The 13,188-nt window shown below is 62.9% G+C and carries 16 protein-coding genes; 14 read left to right on the top strand and 2 right to left on the bottom strand.

The features are described from left to right. Positions 1 to 3 precede the first annotated feature (3 nt). From AAC640_RS16815 to AAC640_RS16800, 4 genes are all read left to right on the top strand, one after another. Positions 4 to 1,233, top strand: a complete 1,230-nt coding sequence (locus AAC640_RS16815; protein WP_340268365.1) for a glycosyltransferase family 4 protein — start codon at positions 4 to 6, stop codon at positions 1,231 to 1,233. Beyond that, positions 1,230 to 2,393 carry an AGE family epimerase/isomerase gene (locus tag AAC640_RS16810; protein WP_340268363.1) on the top strand — a complete coding sequence of 388 codons (1,164 nt, stop codon included), beginning with the start codon at positions 1,230 to 1,232 and terminating at the stop codon, positions 2,391 to 2,393. Before AAC640_RS16815 ends, AAC640_RS16810 begins: the two co-directional genes overlap by 4 nt. Beyond that, on the top strand, positions 2,390 to 2,590 hold the full coding sequence (locus AAC640_RS16805) for a hypothetical protein (RefSeq protein WP_340268361.1): 201 nt from the start codon (positions 2,390 to 2,392) through the stop codon (positions 2,588 to 2,590). The genes AAC640_RS16810 and AAC640_RS16805 overlap by 4 nt, the downstream gene beginning before the upstream one ends. An 88-nt stretch (positions 2,591 to 2,678) precedes the next feature. Then, a complete protein-coding gene (locus tag AAC640_RS16800; protein WP_340268359.1) occupies positions 2,679 to 2,909 on the top strand; it encodes a hypothetical protein in 231 nt (76 codons plus the stop codon). Here AAC640_RS16800 and AAC640_RS16795 read toward each other — a convergent pair. Further along, positions 2,862 to 3,389 (bottom strand): hypothetical protein, encoded by a 528-nt coding sequence (locus AAC640_RS16795; RefSeq protein WP_340268357.1) that lies wholly within the window; start codon positions 3,387 to 3,389, stop codon positions 2,862 to 2,864. The genes AAC640_RS16800 and AAC640_RS16795 overlap by 48 nt on opposite strands. Before the next feature lie 47 nt (positions 3,390 to 3,436). Between AAC640_RS16795 and AAC640_RS16790 the strand changes: the two genes are divergently transcribed. Then, entirely contained in the window at positions 3,437 to 3,769 is a 333-nt protein-coding gene (locus AAC640_RS16790; protein WP_340268355.1) for a hypothetical protein, read from the top strand. Between the two features lie 33 nt (positions 3,770 to 3,802). Here AAC640_RS16790 and AAC640_RS16785 read toward each other — a convergent pair whose 3' ends face one another. Beyond that, complete coding sequence (locus AAC640_RS16785; protein WP_340268353.1) at positions 3,803 to 5,191, bottom strand: sugar transferase; 1,389 nt, start codon at positions 5,189 to 5,191, stop codon at positions 3,803 to 3,805. Between the two features lie 591 nt (positions 5,192 to 5,782). Here AAC640_RS16785 and AAC640_RS16780 point away from each other — a divergent pair. The 9 genes from AAC640_RS16780 (at position 5,783) to AAC640_RS16740 (ending at position 12,981) form a co-directional block, all read left to right on the top strand. After that, positions 5,783 to 6,322: a hypothetical protein gene (locus AAC640_RS16780; RefSeq protein WP_340268351.1), complete on the top strand. Its 540-nt coding sequence runs from the start codon at positions 5,783 to 5,785 to the stop codon at positions 6,320 to 6,322. 1 nt (position 6,323) lies between these two features. Further along, the gene (locus tag AAC640_RS16775) at positions 6,324 to 6,686 is read left to right on the top strand and encodes a hypothetical protein (protein ID WP_340268349.1); all 363 of its coding nucleotides are present in this window, start codon (positions 6,324 to 6,326) and stop codon (positions 6,684 to 6,686) included. After that, positions 6,673 to 7,404 (top strand): C39 family peptidase, encoded by a 732-nt coding sequence (locus tag AAC640_RS16770; RefSeq protein WP_340268347.1) that lies wholly within the window; start codon positions 6,673 to 6,675, stop codon positions 7,402 to 7,404. The genes AAC640_RS16775 and AAC640_RS16770 overlap by 14 nt, the downstream gene beginning before the upstream one ends. Continuing rightward, on the top strand, positions 7,401 to 7,961 hold the full coding sequence (locus AAC640_RS16765) for a hypothetical protein (protein WP_340268345.1): 561 nt from the start codon (positions 7,401 to 7,403) through the stop codon (positions 7,959 to 7,961). The genes AAC640_RS16770 and AAC640_RS16765 overlap by 4 nt, the downstream gene beginning before the upstream one ends. Positions 7,962 to 7,965: 4 nt before the next feature. Beyond that, positions 7,966 to 9,198: a hypothetical protein gene (locus AAC640_RS16760; RefSeq protein WP_340268343.1), complete on the top strand. Its 1,233-nt coding sequence runs from the start codon at positions 7,966 to 7,968 to the stop codon at positions 9,196 to 9,198. A 459-nt stretch (positions 9,199 to 9,657) separates the two neighbouring features. Further along, complete coding sequence (locus AAC640_RS16755; protein ID WP_340268341.1) at positions 9,658 to 10,539, top strand: LysR family transcriptional regulator; 882 nt, start codon at positions 9,658 to 9,660, stop codon at positions 10,537 to 10,539. 79 nt (positions 10,540 to 10,618) lie between these two features. Beyond that, positions 10,619 to 11,863 (top strand): CaiB/BaiF CoA transferase family protein, encoded by a 1,245-nt coding sequence (locus AAC640_RS16750; protein WP_340268339.1) that lies wholly within the window; start codon positions 10,619 to 10,621, stop codon positions 11,861 to 11,863. Continuing rightward, positions 11,860 to 12,783 carry a hydroxymethylglutaryl-CoA lyase gene (locus AAC640_RS16745; protein ID WP_340268337.1) on the top strand — a complete coding sequence of 308 codons (924 nt, stop codon included), beginning with the start codon at positions 11,860 to 11,862 and terminating at the stop codon, positions 12,781 to 12,783. The genes AAC640_RS16750 and AAC640_RS16745 overlap by 4 nt, the downstream gene beginning before the upstream one ends. Before the next feature lie 48 nt (positions 12,784 to 12,831). Beyond that, the gene (locus AAC640_RS16740) at positions 12,832 to 12,981 is read left to right on the top strand and encodes an aconitase family protein (RefSeq protein ID WP_340268335.1); all 150 of its coding nucleotides are present in this window, start codon (positions 12,832 to 12,834) and stop codon (positions 12,979 to 12,981) included. Positions 12,982 to 13,188 lie beyond the last annotated feature (207 nt).

The raw sequence follows: 13,188 nt of genomic DNA, 5'->3' as shown, positions 1-13,188 counted from the left end.
GTCATGCGCATAAACTGCATCGTCGGCCCCTTTCTGCCGCTGCCGCCGGTCCTGGGTGGCGCCTGTGAAAAGATCTTCTACGCCCTGTGCGAGGAGTTTGCGCGTCGCGGGCATGAGGTCACCATGATTTCAAGGACCTATGCCGGATTTCCATCCGAGGAAGTCATCAATGGCGTGCGCCATGTGCGCGTGCGATCGCGCGACATGCCGGGAAACAAGATCATCTTCCGGCTCGCCGACATCCTGTACGCCTGGCGCATCCGCAAGGCGCTGCCCGAGGCGGATGTCACGATCACCAACAGCGTGTCGGCGCCTGTGATCATCCCGCGCCGCAAGGCGGGCAAAATCTATGTCGACGTCGCGCGCTATCCCAAGGGGCAGATGGCGCTCTACCGGCGCGTCGACCGGCTGCAATGCTGTTCCAGCCATATCGCCCGGGCCGTGATCGCGCAGACGCCGTCCGTCGCGCATCTGGTGAAGACCGTTCCCAACGCGCTGGCCAGCGTCTTCGCGCAGGAAGCGAAAGCGCCCTTGTCGCTGGAGAAGGACAAGCAGATCGTCTTTGTCGGCCGCGTGGCGCGGGAGAAGGGTATCGACCTGCTGATCCGCGCCTTCGCGCTGCTTTCGAGCCGGCATCCCGACTGGCGCCTGGTCGTTGTCGGGCCGCATCTGGAAAGTCAGGGTGGCGATGGCGAGGCGTTCATGGCGGAGCTGAAGGAGCAGGCGGCACAATCGGGCGCGCCGATCGACTTTACCGGCCCGGTGTTCGATCAGCAGCAACTGGTCGATCATTTCCGGAGATCTGCGATATTCGTTTATCCGTCGGTGGCGGAACTTGGCGAAGCCTTTCCGGTGGCTCCGCTGGAGGCGATGGCCTGCGGCTGCGCGCCGGTCGTGTCCGACCTCGGCTGTTTCGAGGATGCGATAACGCCCGGCGTGCACGGGCTGAGCTTTGATCATCGCGATCCGACGGGACAGCCGCTGGCGCAGGCGCTGGAACAACTCATGATGGACGAAGGGCTGCGCCGGCGTTTCGCCGAGGCGTCCAGGGCCAAGAGCCAGGATTACGCGCCCGGACGCGTCGCACAGCTGTTCTTGGAGGATTTTGCGGCCCTGACCGGCCTGTCGGTGGATGGCGCCAGCTCGGGCGGCACTGTCGCGGTGCGGCGCGAGCCGATCGCCGCTGCGGGCTTTGCCGTCGCTGCCCGCTTCAGCGGGGCGCAGCCGTCATGAGGGACACGAGGCAAGTGCTCAACGCCGCCGCGCGATGGGCCGAGATCTGGTTGTTCGATCATGCTCTGCCCTTGTGGCGCGAGGCGGGGCATGATCGCGAGGCCGGCGGCTTCCACGATCGGCTCGACATGAACGGACGCCCTGTCGACCTGCCGAAGCGCGTGCGCGTGCAGGCGCGGCAAATATATGTTTTCGGCCAGGCTGGAGAGATGGGCTGGACTGGCGACTGGCGTGGCGCCATGCGCGCCGGCCTGGCCTTTCTGGACGCCTATCGTCGAACGGATGGACTCTATCGCGCCACGGTCGCGCGCGACGGGGCGGTGGTGGATGATGCAGCCGACCTGTACGATCAGGCGTTCGTCCTGTTCGCGCTGGCGGCCGCGCAACGTGCCTTTCCCGACGAGCCCGGTCATGAGGATCGCGCAACCCGATTGTTGAGCCTGCTGATCGAGCATTACGGGCGTCCGACCGGGGGCTTCGTCGAAACCGACGGGCGGGCCGGGCTGCGTTCCAACCCGCATATGCATATGCTGGAGGCGCTGCTTGCGTGGACCGAACTGTCGCCCGGCTCGCTGATGGAAAGAGTCGCGCAGGGGTTGGTTCCCCTGGCGCTTGATCGCATGATAGATGGCCGGACCGGCGCCGTCGGCGAATATTTCGACGATGAATGGCAGCCCATGCCCGATGAGAGCGGCCAAGTCCGCGAACCGGGCCATCAGTTTGAATGGGCGTTCCTGTTGAGCGAGGCTAAACGGTTGCTGGGGTTCGAGACCCAGGCGGCCAGTGACAGGCTGTATGCATTCGGCCATCGCTGGGGCGTGTGCCACGGTCGCGCGTTGTTTTCGGTGGACGCCGACGGAAGGGCGATCGATGCCTCATCCCGGCTCTGGGCGCAAACCGAGCGGTTGCGGACCGCTGTCGCGCGCCAGTGCGAGCAGGACGCGATCGACAGTTTCGACTGTATTCGTTCTTTCCTGAATGTCGACAGGCCGGGCCTTTGGCATGACCGGATGACGGCCGCAGGGGAGTGGGTGGTGGAAGCAGCGCCAGCCTCATCTCTTTATCATATCATGACGGGGTTCGCGACGCTGATAGCAGGCGATGCCCTTGCGCCATTGGCGATGCCGACGCAGCACGTCAGGATGGGGAAGGCTTTGTGATCCTCCTGTTCTGCGGCGTCGCCGCGATCTGGATCATCGGTGCCGTTCATCTCTGGCAACGGCAAAGCCAGTCGGCCGCGCTTGTGTCGGTCAACTGGACGGATCGACTGATCGCCTTCCTTTGGCTGCCCTTGTTCCTGCCCTTTTTCATCGTGACGCTGCTGGCTTCGGCGAGGCAGCCGCGAAAGCGACTTTAGGCTGAAGGAAGGAGCGGGGTCGCCCCGTTAAGCCTCTTTCAACATCTCCCCGGTAGCGTGAACGCCACGCTTTTCCAGGGGCTGAATCATGAAACATGTAAAGATTGCGGATGGTGCGCCCCTAGAGAGCGGTGCGCCAGAGCTTCGGGCCGCCGACGTGGCGTTCAACGGTCGCCCCGCGCTTGCGGACTGGGCGCATTTTTCGGACCCGCTGACCGGCGGGGAGCGCGTCATCCAGGCGCTGTCGCGCGCGGCCGGAATCATCACCTTCTCAGGATGCGCGGGCGTCGCCTTGTTCGCCCTGGCGCGGCTTTTCTGATCGGCCGGTCGCGAGCCGTTTCAGGAAAAGGGACGCGCCATATCGCCCCAGCAGAAGGAACAGGGGGCAGGCGAAGGTGGCGGCGATGTCCATGCTGGTGTCGCTCCAGCGCCAGGACCCATAGGCGATCCGGTCCAGACATTCGTTGATCGTTTCGGCCACCGCAAGGATCGCCAGGGGAGGAAGGCTGTGCCAAGATTTGCGCAGCGCCCCGGCACTGCCCAGCCAGAGCGCGAGGCCGACGATCACATGCGCCAGCTTGTCATTGCCGAATTGGCCGACGACCCAGCCGATGACCTGCTGGTACAATGCAACATAGTCCATCATCAGACGGTCCGCCTGGCCGACCCGTTCGGCCGGATCACGCGCCGCAGGACGGGCGGACGGACCGTCCCGTTCAGTCGAGGTCGCGTGGATTGACTGGACATCAATCCGCAACCATGTCCAATGATGCACGCAGTAGAGAGTTTGACGGGGCATCTGGCCTGGCAATCGCCAACCAGGCCGTTGCAATAACGGAAAGAAGGATGAGCGCCAACGCCATCATGTCTGTCGTGCCCCAAGGGGACGACCTGGTCTGCATCCTCGACAACGGGCAGAAGTTCGTTGTCGATTGGCGTCAGGCGTGGACCTATCGGCGTGCGGAGGATGGCGACGATGCGTTGGCCATTGCAAGGCGCGCCTATGAACAGGCGCCCGATCTCTTCTCCCCCGCAGGCTTTTCGGCGCCCGCCGATGTCCGGACGCGGTCGCGGTCCGCGCGCGCATCGGGCGGGTTCGTGTCCAGGATGCGCAAGGCCGGCGCGCTGATATTGGCTTCGATCGGCGGCGGAGCGCGCGGCGCCGATGAAAAGGAGTAGGCGCTTCACCGGAACTTCCCGCGACTGGTCGCCTCAATAGGCGTTCTTGTGGATCAGGACTTTGAAAGTCTTGAGGATGATCATGATCTCATGCAGCAGAGACCAGTCGCGGAGATATTCCAGATCCGCCATCAAGCGGTTTTCGAGATCCTCGACCCGTTCGGTGGCGCCGCGAAAGCCGCGTATCTGAGCAAGTCCGGTCATGCCGGGCTTCAGCGCGTGGCGGCGCCAATAGTTCCGGCTCACTTCCCAGAACAGCTTGTGGTCGGCGGTCGACGCCAGCGCGTGGGGGCGCGGCCCGACAATGCTCATATCCCCCACAAGCACATTGAACAGTTGCGGCAGCTCGTCGATGCTGGTCCGACGGATGATACGGCCAACACGGGTGATCCGGTCATCCGACCGGCTGGCGGAACGGGAGCCGCCATGGTCGGACGACTCAACGCGCATGCTGCGGAACTTCGCGATCTTGAACAATCGATTGCCCAGGCCGATCCGGTCCTGGAAGAAGAGGACAGGGCCGGGGCTTTCAAGCTTGATCGCGATCGCGACCAGGATGAAGAGGGGGCTGAGCAACAACAGCGCCGGGCCGGTGACCGCCAGATCGAACAGCCGCTTCTGAAGCCGATCGGACATATTGAGCGGCCCCTTCGAGACGATATGGGTGTCGTTGTCGAAGCAACGGCCGATGCCCAGAACGCCTGCGTTGCTGTCATCCATCAGCATGATCTCGCCCTGCACCGCCGCCCCTTGCAGGACGATCGTCCAGGCAGAGCGCCGCTCCGCCGGACAGGCGACGACGACGCGGTCGAAACTGCGAAGCCAGCGGCCCAGGCGATTGAGCATGTAGGGGTCGGCCAGATCAGGCACAAGCTTGTGCAGGTCGGCATCCAATATGTCGGTTTGCGGCAACCGATGTCGCGGCACGCCATCGCTGATGATCAGCTCGTTCGTCAGCTTGCCGTTGGCGCGCCCGAGGGCGTGGAGGCTGAATGGCTTTCGCAGCGCCGGCAGGACTATCGCGCTGCACAAAATGCCTACCGCGAAAGGCAGTCGCGCGACGCTGTCGCTGACATGCGCGAAATAGAGGACGCATAGTACAGCAAGCATGGTCAGTCCGATATTCAGCGCCGATTTCACGGCGGCCTGCAATGGCTGGGTCAATGCGCGCAAGGAATAGGCGTTGCTGTTGACGGCCGCGCCCAGATAGATGGGAACGACCATGGCCACCAGATTGAGAGCATCACGGCTGAACCAGCTGTTCTGAAAGAAGCCTTCCGCCAGTATCAGCAGCCCGGTGAGGCTGATGCAGTCAAGCAACAGAAGCTCGACGTAGAGACGCCAGCGTATTTCATTCTTGGACCCCTGCAGCGGGAAAAGAGCCCGGGGCTCGGCACGTCTGATGTCGTTTTGCAGATACACTGAAACCATCCTTCGGATCATGGACCCGATCAGCTCTGGTGTTCAGTCATCCTCTCCAGTCGATTGCAGGATGGACATCCGGCGACGGCTGTCATCAGGATCAATAGCATGTCCTCGACACTGTCGTCCGACGCCATCCCGGCATCGACATTCTTTTCGCGGCGCGACCGGATCAGTTTTTCTGCAACAATGGGCACCCCCTGCGACGAGGGGATCCCATACCATCATCATGCTACGGATTCGTTCCTGAAACAAGAGATGGCGGGGTTTATATTTGATATGATTCAGCGATATTGCAAGACGTAACAATAAAGCATGGATCAGGTCACCGTCTGTATTTGAGACATTCTATGTGCCGGTGGCTGCTGATTCGCGTTGACAGCAGCAGGCGAATCATAGCAGTTTTATGATGCACTGCACCATAGCCGTGCCGATAATCATTTTGCGCTCGGGTCGCGCGCTTCGTTTGTGCGTTTTCATATCGGAAGATGGCTGTTCCCGGCTCTTTGCCTTGAAGTCTGGAACGGCGACTTTCGATAGCTCAATCAACAAGGGCTGCATCGTTGCAGCCGCCGTCGCCCGAGGATTCAAATGGCATCCAGACTGACCACCCTTTCCGCAACGACCCTGCTGCTGGTCGGCATTCCCGGCCTGGCCGCCGCCCAGGCTCCGATCAGCCTTGAGGCGGGGATCAGCCAGAATGCCGGTTCGAACAGCCAGGCAGGAAGCGACGGCCACGCCACCAGCGACAGCAAGGCCGATGTCCAGAACCAGGCGACCTCCACCAACAATGTGGCGACCGACATCGGCAACACGGCGACGGCGACGGCTACCAGCAACGGCCTGCTCGACAACAGTGTCGACAACAGTCAGGACAGCAGTTCGCACACGAGCATCATGGCGATACAGGATCTGTCGACCGTCACCACCAGCAGCGGCGTGAGCGTCGATGCTCCGGCGAATCAGGCGACGCCCGCGATCCGCACCGGCGACAATGTGGTGAACGGGTCCAGCTTCGCCAATTTCGCCGGCGTCCTGAACAATGGCTGGAACAGCGGGCTGTCCTCCAACGCGCTCGCCGCAACGAACATCGCGGCGCAGGGCAATACGACGGTCGGCCGCGGCAACTGACATGCGTCTTGCGACCAGCCATCGCGGCCTGTTCATCCTCGCGCTGCTGATCGGTGCGGGGCTGTTGCCCCAACCCTTGCGGGCGGCGGGAGGGGGCGATGCGCACAGGGACGTGGCCGGCGCGCCGCTGAGCGAAGCGGAACTGGAAAGCAATCGCGGTGGGCAGGCCGTCGTTGCGAGCAGCCAGACGCTGTCGTCCGTCCTGTCCGGCAACAGCGTGACCGGCGATTACAGCGCCGGGTCGATCAGCCTGAGCGGCGAGGCCTTGTCCAATTTCAACGGCATCGGCAATTTCGCGATCAATACAGGAGCGCAGGTCAGCCTCCAGACGGCGGTCAACCTCAGCATCAATGTCCAGCCTTAGGCGCCTGAATTTCCTGTCCGCGCTTGCCTGTCTGTCGATCGCGACCGGGGCGGTCCCGGCCGCGCGGGCGCAGGTCCGGCTGGACAGCGACGGCGGGCGTCCGGCTGTGTCGGTCACAAGCTGGCGGGACATGCCGTTCCGCACAGTGGTGCGCCAGCGCTATGATTTCAGCTGCGGGTCGGCGGCGGTCGCCACGCTGCTTAGCTACCATTATGATCGTCCGACGCCCGAGCAGGCGGTTTTCCTGGCCATGTGGGCGAAGGGCGACCAGGCCAAGATCCGCAAGCTCGGTTTTTCCATGCGCGACATGAAGCTGTATCTGGAGAGCATGGGTCTGCGCGCCGATGGCTTTCGGCTCACCCCGGATCAACTGCGCCGCCTGGGTCAGCCCGTCATCGTTATCCTCGACCTCAAGGGCTACAAGCATTTCGTCGTCGTGAAGGGTGTCCGCGGCGACGAGATACTGGTCGGCGATCCGACGCTGGGAATGAAAATCTATCGCGTCGCCGACTTCGCCGCCATGTGGAACGGCATAGCCCTTGCCGTGCTGTCGCCACGCTCGGCGCCTTTGCCACTTTATAATCTGGCGGCTGAATGGGGTGGCTGGCCCCGCGCGCCCGTCCGGGAATCCGCGCGGGAAGCGGCCATCACCCATCTCACCGACCGCCTGCCGCCGCTTTATCAGATTACGGCATCGATCGATGGAGGTTCGCCGTGAAGCGCGCCGCCGCACTCTGCCTGCTGCTGCTCTGCTGGTCGTTGGGGATGAGCCGAGCCCATGCAGCGCCGGCCGAGGGTCCCGCGCCCGCCCCACGGCTTACCGACGCCCAATTGGACGCGCAGCGCGGCGGCTTCGTCGTCAGTGGCGTCGATATCCGGCTGGGCGTCGAGATGCGTACCTATATCGGCGGCAGCCTGGTTCTTCAGACCAACATCAGCTGGAGCGATCAGGGCATGGCTGTCGATCGTTCGGTGTCCTCGGCACTGGCGCCCGCGACGGCCGAGACGCTAGGGGCGGCGGGATTTGGCCCCCTGCTGGAGCGGTATCTGGGCAGCGGCGGCCTGTTCCTCGCCAATGAGGGGCGCACCGCGCTGCTCCAGCGGGCGGACGGATCCTTGCAGACCATGATCCTGAACAGCGCGAGCAACGTGGCGCTGCGCCAGGAGATTGACGCGAAGCTGGACCTGGGCGGCTTTTCGCCTTTCCAGACGGCTATTCTGACGAGCAAGCTTGGGGCGGCCTTCGGCGCGATGGTGGGGGCTTATGGGCGGTGACCGGATGGCGATCGGCCGCCTGACGGGCTGCTGCCTCGCGGTTTCCGCCGCGGCCTGGGTGCAGCCCGCTCTGGCGCGGGACACCGGCGCAATCGAGGCTCAACTGGCAGCGATGCGCCAGGAACTCAGCACGCAACGCGCCATGATCGAGGCGCAGAATGCACGTATCGTTGAGCAGGAGCGGGAGATCGCCCGCCTGCGGGGCGGGATCGCAGGCGCCCCGCCCGCCGAAGGGCAGGGCGCGTCCGTCAAGGTTGCGGCCCAGGGCGAGGCGAGCGTGCCGGCCCAGCCCGTCGGCGAAGCGCCCGGCCTGGTCTTCGCCGAGCCGAAGGTCGAGGCGCTGCCCGAAGAGGTCGGCGTGTTGACGCAGGCGGGGCACCTCACCTTCGATCCGTCGATCGAATACAGCACTTCTTCAAGCAACCGGCTGGTGTTCCGCGGCATCGAGTTGACGCCCGGCATCCAGATCGGGCTGATCGAAGCCAATAACGCCGTCCGCAACAGCGTCGTGCCGACCGCTACGTTGCGCTATGGCCTGACCAACCGGATCGAGCTGGAGGCGCGGCTGCCCTATCTGATCCGGTCCGATCGGGTGGAAGTGGTGCAGCAGCGGGAAAGCAGCGTCAGCCGAGTCCTTCACCTGTCCGAACAGCATATCGGCGACGCGGAACTGGCGCTTCGCTACCAGATCAACCGCGCATCGGGCGATCACCCGGTCTGGATCGGCAGCCTGCGCGTCAAGATGCCGACCGGCAAGGGGCCGTTCGACATCGCCTATGACGAATTCGGCGTCGCGCAGGGGCTGGCGACCGGATCAGGCTTCTGGGCGGTGCAGCCGGGCATCAGCTTCCTGCTGCCATCCGATCCGGCAGTCATTTTCGCAGGCGCCAGCTATTTGCACAATTTTTCGGCCACCATCGGGCGGGAGGTCGGCGGCGTCACCATCGGGCGGGTCGATCCGGGCGACGCGATCAACGCCAATCTGGGCTTTGGCTTTTCGGTCAATCCCCGCTTTTCCTTCTCGCTCGGCTATGAGCATAATTATATCTTGGCGACCCGGACGATGATCAATGGCGCGGCCGAGCGATCCCAGCCCATCCAGATCGGCGCCTTTTCCTTCGGCATGTCCTATCGTCTGACCGAACGGCGACTGCTGAACGTCGCCATCGAACTGGGCACCACCGACAGCGCGCCGGACGCCAGCGTTACCGTACGCATGCCCTTCGTGATCCGTTAGGCCGTGCGCCGCCGGTAGCGGAAATACCAGGCCATAGGGTTAAAGATCCTGCGCTGATGAATCACGGCGCGCCGATTGATCGAAAAGGCCATGGTAGCGGGGGAAAACGGCGCGTCGGTTGACGATCTGGCGTGGACGGTCGTGCGAAGCCAATCGTGCTAACTTCACGCATCGAGGCCTCCTTCGGGTGATGTTCGACAACTCGCCCAACCTTTGCGCGGCGATGCAGGTCCCGACCGGCCGCCCGGGACCGAACGTCCGGATTGACTGTCACCAGTCGCCCGCGTCGATCGAGAAATCCGTGTCCAAATTAGGGGTAGGGGCTTATAAGCCGAATGAATTCGGCCGGAAGCAATCGCTGCCGACATTCACGCGTGGCGCCCCCTTCCGTGGGGTACGGGACAGGGAGAATGTATCATAGGTTCGCGTCCATCATGGACCTCGCTCGGCTTGGATCTTGTGAGCCTCCGAGTCTTTATGGCGACTGTAGAGGAAGGCGGCATCACTCCCGCCGCGGCCCGCGAAGGTATCGCGGCCTCCGCTATCAGCCGAAGGATTTCCGAGCTCGAGGCCCGTAGCGGGGTAACCCTGCTTGAGCGTCATGAAAGGGGTGTCGTCCCCACTTCTGCCGGGCGCAAGTTGGCCGACCAGCTTTCGGCCGTTTTCGATCTGTTGGACACGCTCGCCTTCGATCTCGACGCAATCCGAGGGGGCCGCATAGGCAATGTACGCATCCACGCCCATATGTCGGCCGGATCTGGGGGGCTCGCTGACCTTCTAGCGTCGTATCTGGTCGCCAACCCCGGGATCGAGTTGGAGATAGAGGAACTGACAAGCCTCGAAGTCATGCATTCGGTCCAGACGGGCATGGCAGATCTGGGACTTGTGTCCGGCACCTTGCCCGCTGGCGATCTGGAGATGATCCCTTGGAAAGAGGACCAGCTCATGGCCTTGTTGCCCGCAGACCATCGTCTCGCCGGCCGATCATCGCTCAAGCTCTCGGATCTTCTTGACGATTATTTCATCGGCATGCAGCGCGATAGCGCCCTGATCCAGCTGTACCGACATCAGGCCAAGGCCCTGGGCAAACCGCTGCGCGAGCGGGCGCATGCGACCAGCTTCGAAAGCGTGCGCAAAATGGTCTCGGTCGGGCTGGGCGTCACCATCTTGCCTGGGACCGCCGCACGCGTCCAGGCTGGGGAATTGGGCCTGAGAGTCGTATCGCTTGAAGAGAGCTGGGCAACGCGTCCGCTCATGCTGTGTGTGCGTAATAGCAAGCAACTTTCCAGGGCAACCAAAGGCGTGATCGCCCATCTCATAGCATTGGCGACGACAGTCTGAAACTGCTGCAGCGCAATGAAGAAAGCTGACATGCCGAAACAATAATCGACTTCCGACTTCTTCGACCGCCATATCCTTTATGCGCCATGTCGGCGCCAACGACGATCGTGGGGAGCGCATGCAGGGGGGAACATCCATCGGTCCATTGAAGGGCCTGAGGATTCTGGAACTCGGACATTTCGTGGCTGCGCCCTTCGCCACCCGCCTTCTTGCGGATCTTGGCGCTGAAGTCGTGAAGATCGAACCGCCCGCTGGCGATCCCGTCCGGGGCTGGGGCGAGCAGATCGATGGCAAGTCGCTGTGGTGGTCCATGCATGGCCGGAACAAACGCTCGGTCGTGCTCGATCTGAAGTCGGACGAGGGGCGCGAATGCGTGCTCAAACTCGTCCGCGGATGTGACGCCGTAGTCGAGAATTTCAGGCCTGGGCAGTTGGAGCGATTGGGCATCGGTCCCGATGCCCTGCGCCGTGAGCGTCCTGGCCTCATCGTCGCGCATATCTCTGGCTATGGACAGGACGGCCCGTACCGCAACCGCGCGGCGTTCGGCGTGATCGGCGAGGCCATGGGCGGTCTACGCTATCTCACCAATCATGAGCCGGGGAAGAGTGACCTGCCCCCCGTGCGCGTCGGCGTGAGCATTGGCGACTCGATCGCTGGGTTGTACGCGGCCTTCGGCGTTGTTGCAGCGCTTTGGCAGCGAGATCGTGACGGCGGTGATGGGCGTGGACGCACTGTCGACGTCGCGCTGACGGAAGCTGTGCTCAGCATGATGGAAGGAATGCTCCCGGAATTTGGCTGGCTAGGCAAAATCCGGGAGCCAAGCGGAGCAGGAATATCGACCGCCGCGCCATCGAGCGCTTATCCAACCTCCGACGGCTGGGTACTGGTCGCAGCGAATTCGAACCCATTATTTGCGAAGCTAATGAAGGTGATAGGCCGTCCGGATCTTGGGTCCGATCCCAGGTTCGCTGATAATCAGTCGCGCTGTGCGAACCGTGGCGTGCTCGACGAAGCAATCGGCGCATGGACTGCGCAGTTCGGGGCTGCGGAAGTCGAAATCCTGCTCAATAATGCGGATATCCCCACTTCCAAGGCCTTCACGACGGCCGACTGCGCAAAAGACGAGCAGTTCCTCCATCGTGGTATGGTTCGCACAGTGCAGGATCCGCTTTTCGGCGATGTCCTCCACGCCGGTATCGTGCCGCACTTTCCGGATGATCCGGGGCAGGTACGCTGGGCAGGTCCCGCCCTGGGCGCGCACACGGACGAGATACTCTCTTCGATCGATAAAGGTTCGAACGCCACGGAGGCGCAGCTAGGATGATCGACGCCATTCAGATGGTTGAGGTCGGTCCGCGCGACGGCTTTCAGGCCATTCGAGAATTCATTCCGACCGGCACCAAGGTCGACATCGTTCGGCGCCTACATGCTGCCGGCCTACGCCGCATCGAGGTCGGGTCCTTCGTCAGCGCGCAGGCGATTCCCCAGCTGGAGGATACGGCGACCGTACTTCGAGAGACGGCCGATCTCGCCGATCTTGATCCGCAGGTACTGATCCCAACCCGTCGCCGAGCGGAGAAGGCGCTAAGTAGCGACGCGCGCCACTTGGCCTTCGTGTTGTCCGTATCCGAGGATCATAATCAGAACAACGTTCGGCGCGATCCATCGGAATCAGCGGCAGAATATGCTGCCATCGTGGCCGATCTTCCTGAGAAAACCGCGATGCGGCTGAACATCGCCACCGCTTTCGATTGCCCGTTCCAAGGACGCATCGCCCCCGAGAAAACGCTCGATCTTCTCGATCAGCTCGTTGACGTCATGCCCAATGCCGAGATCGCCCTGTGCGACACGACCGGCCGGGTGACGCCCGATCATGTGGAATCCCTTTTCCGAAGGGCGATGACCCGCTTCCCTCAGGTACGCTCCTGGAATTTCCACGCTCACGATACCTACGGTCTTGGCGTGGCGAACGTTCTTGCGGCCGTCCGGGCCGGGGTCACCTCCATCGACGCGGCGATCGCCGGGCTGGGCGGATGTCCATTCGCGCCGGGGGCGACGGGCAATGTCGCGACCGAAGACGTCGTCTGGACCGCGAACATGATGGGGCTCCGGACCGATATCGACATCGATAAGCTTGTCGATGTCGCGGTAGTGGTGGCCCAGCTACCGGGCGCTGCCATCGGCGGGCGCGTCCGGACAGCGCTTCATGCGCGAGCGTGTCTTGGCCAGGCAGTCGCAGCATGACGATGACACCAAAAACATTGTTTCAGAAGATCCGGGCCGCGCACGTGGTTGACGAGCTCGATAGCGATTCTAGCGATCATCGCCGAGATCGGAACTGGCGGCGCCACCGGGCACGTCATCGAATATGCCGGAGAGGCGATCCGGAATCTGGACATGGCCGGCCGCACGGGGGCGCTCGCTGCCCGCGCCGTGCGATAAGAGGAACGACAGAATGAACGTTATGACCACCGCACCATCGAACGAGATAAGGGATTTTCAGATCCTTATCGATGGAAAATGGCGTGACGCCGACAGCGCGAAGTGGATCGAAACGGAAAACCCTTTCACCGTACGCATCCGATAGGGGCCGCCTTGTTCTGAAGTGTCCGGCGTCGGAGTTAGCGCGAGTGCAAGCGTGGAGGTTTG

The sequence above is a fragment of the Sphingobium mellinum genome, assembly GCF_037860795.1.
In the GTDB taxonomy this organism is placed as follows: domain Bacteria; phylum Pseudomonadota; class Alphaproteobacteria; order Sphingomonadales; family Sphingomonadaceae; genus Sphingobium; species Sphingobium mellinum.
Note: the sequence above shows the minus strand (reverse complement) of the source record. Positions and strands in the feature narration are given on the sequence as shown.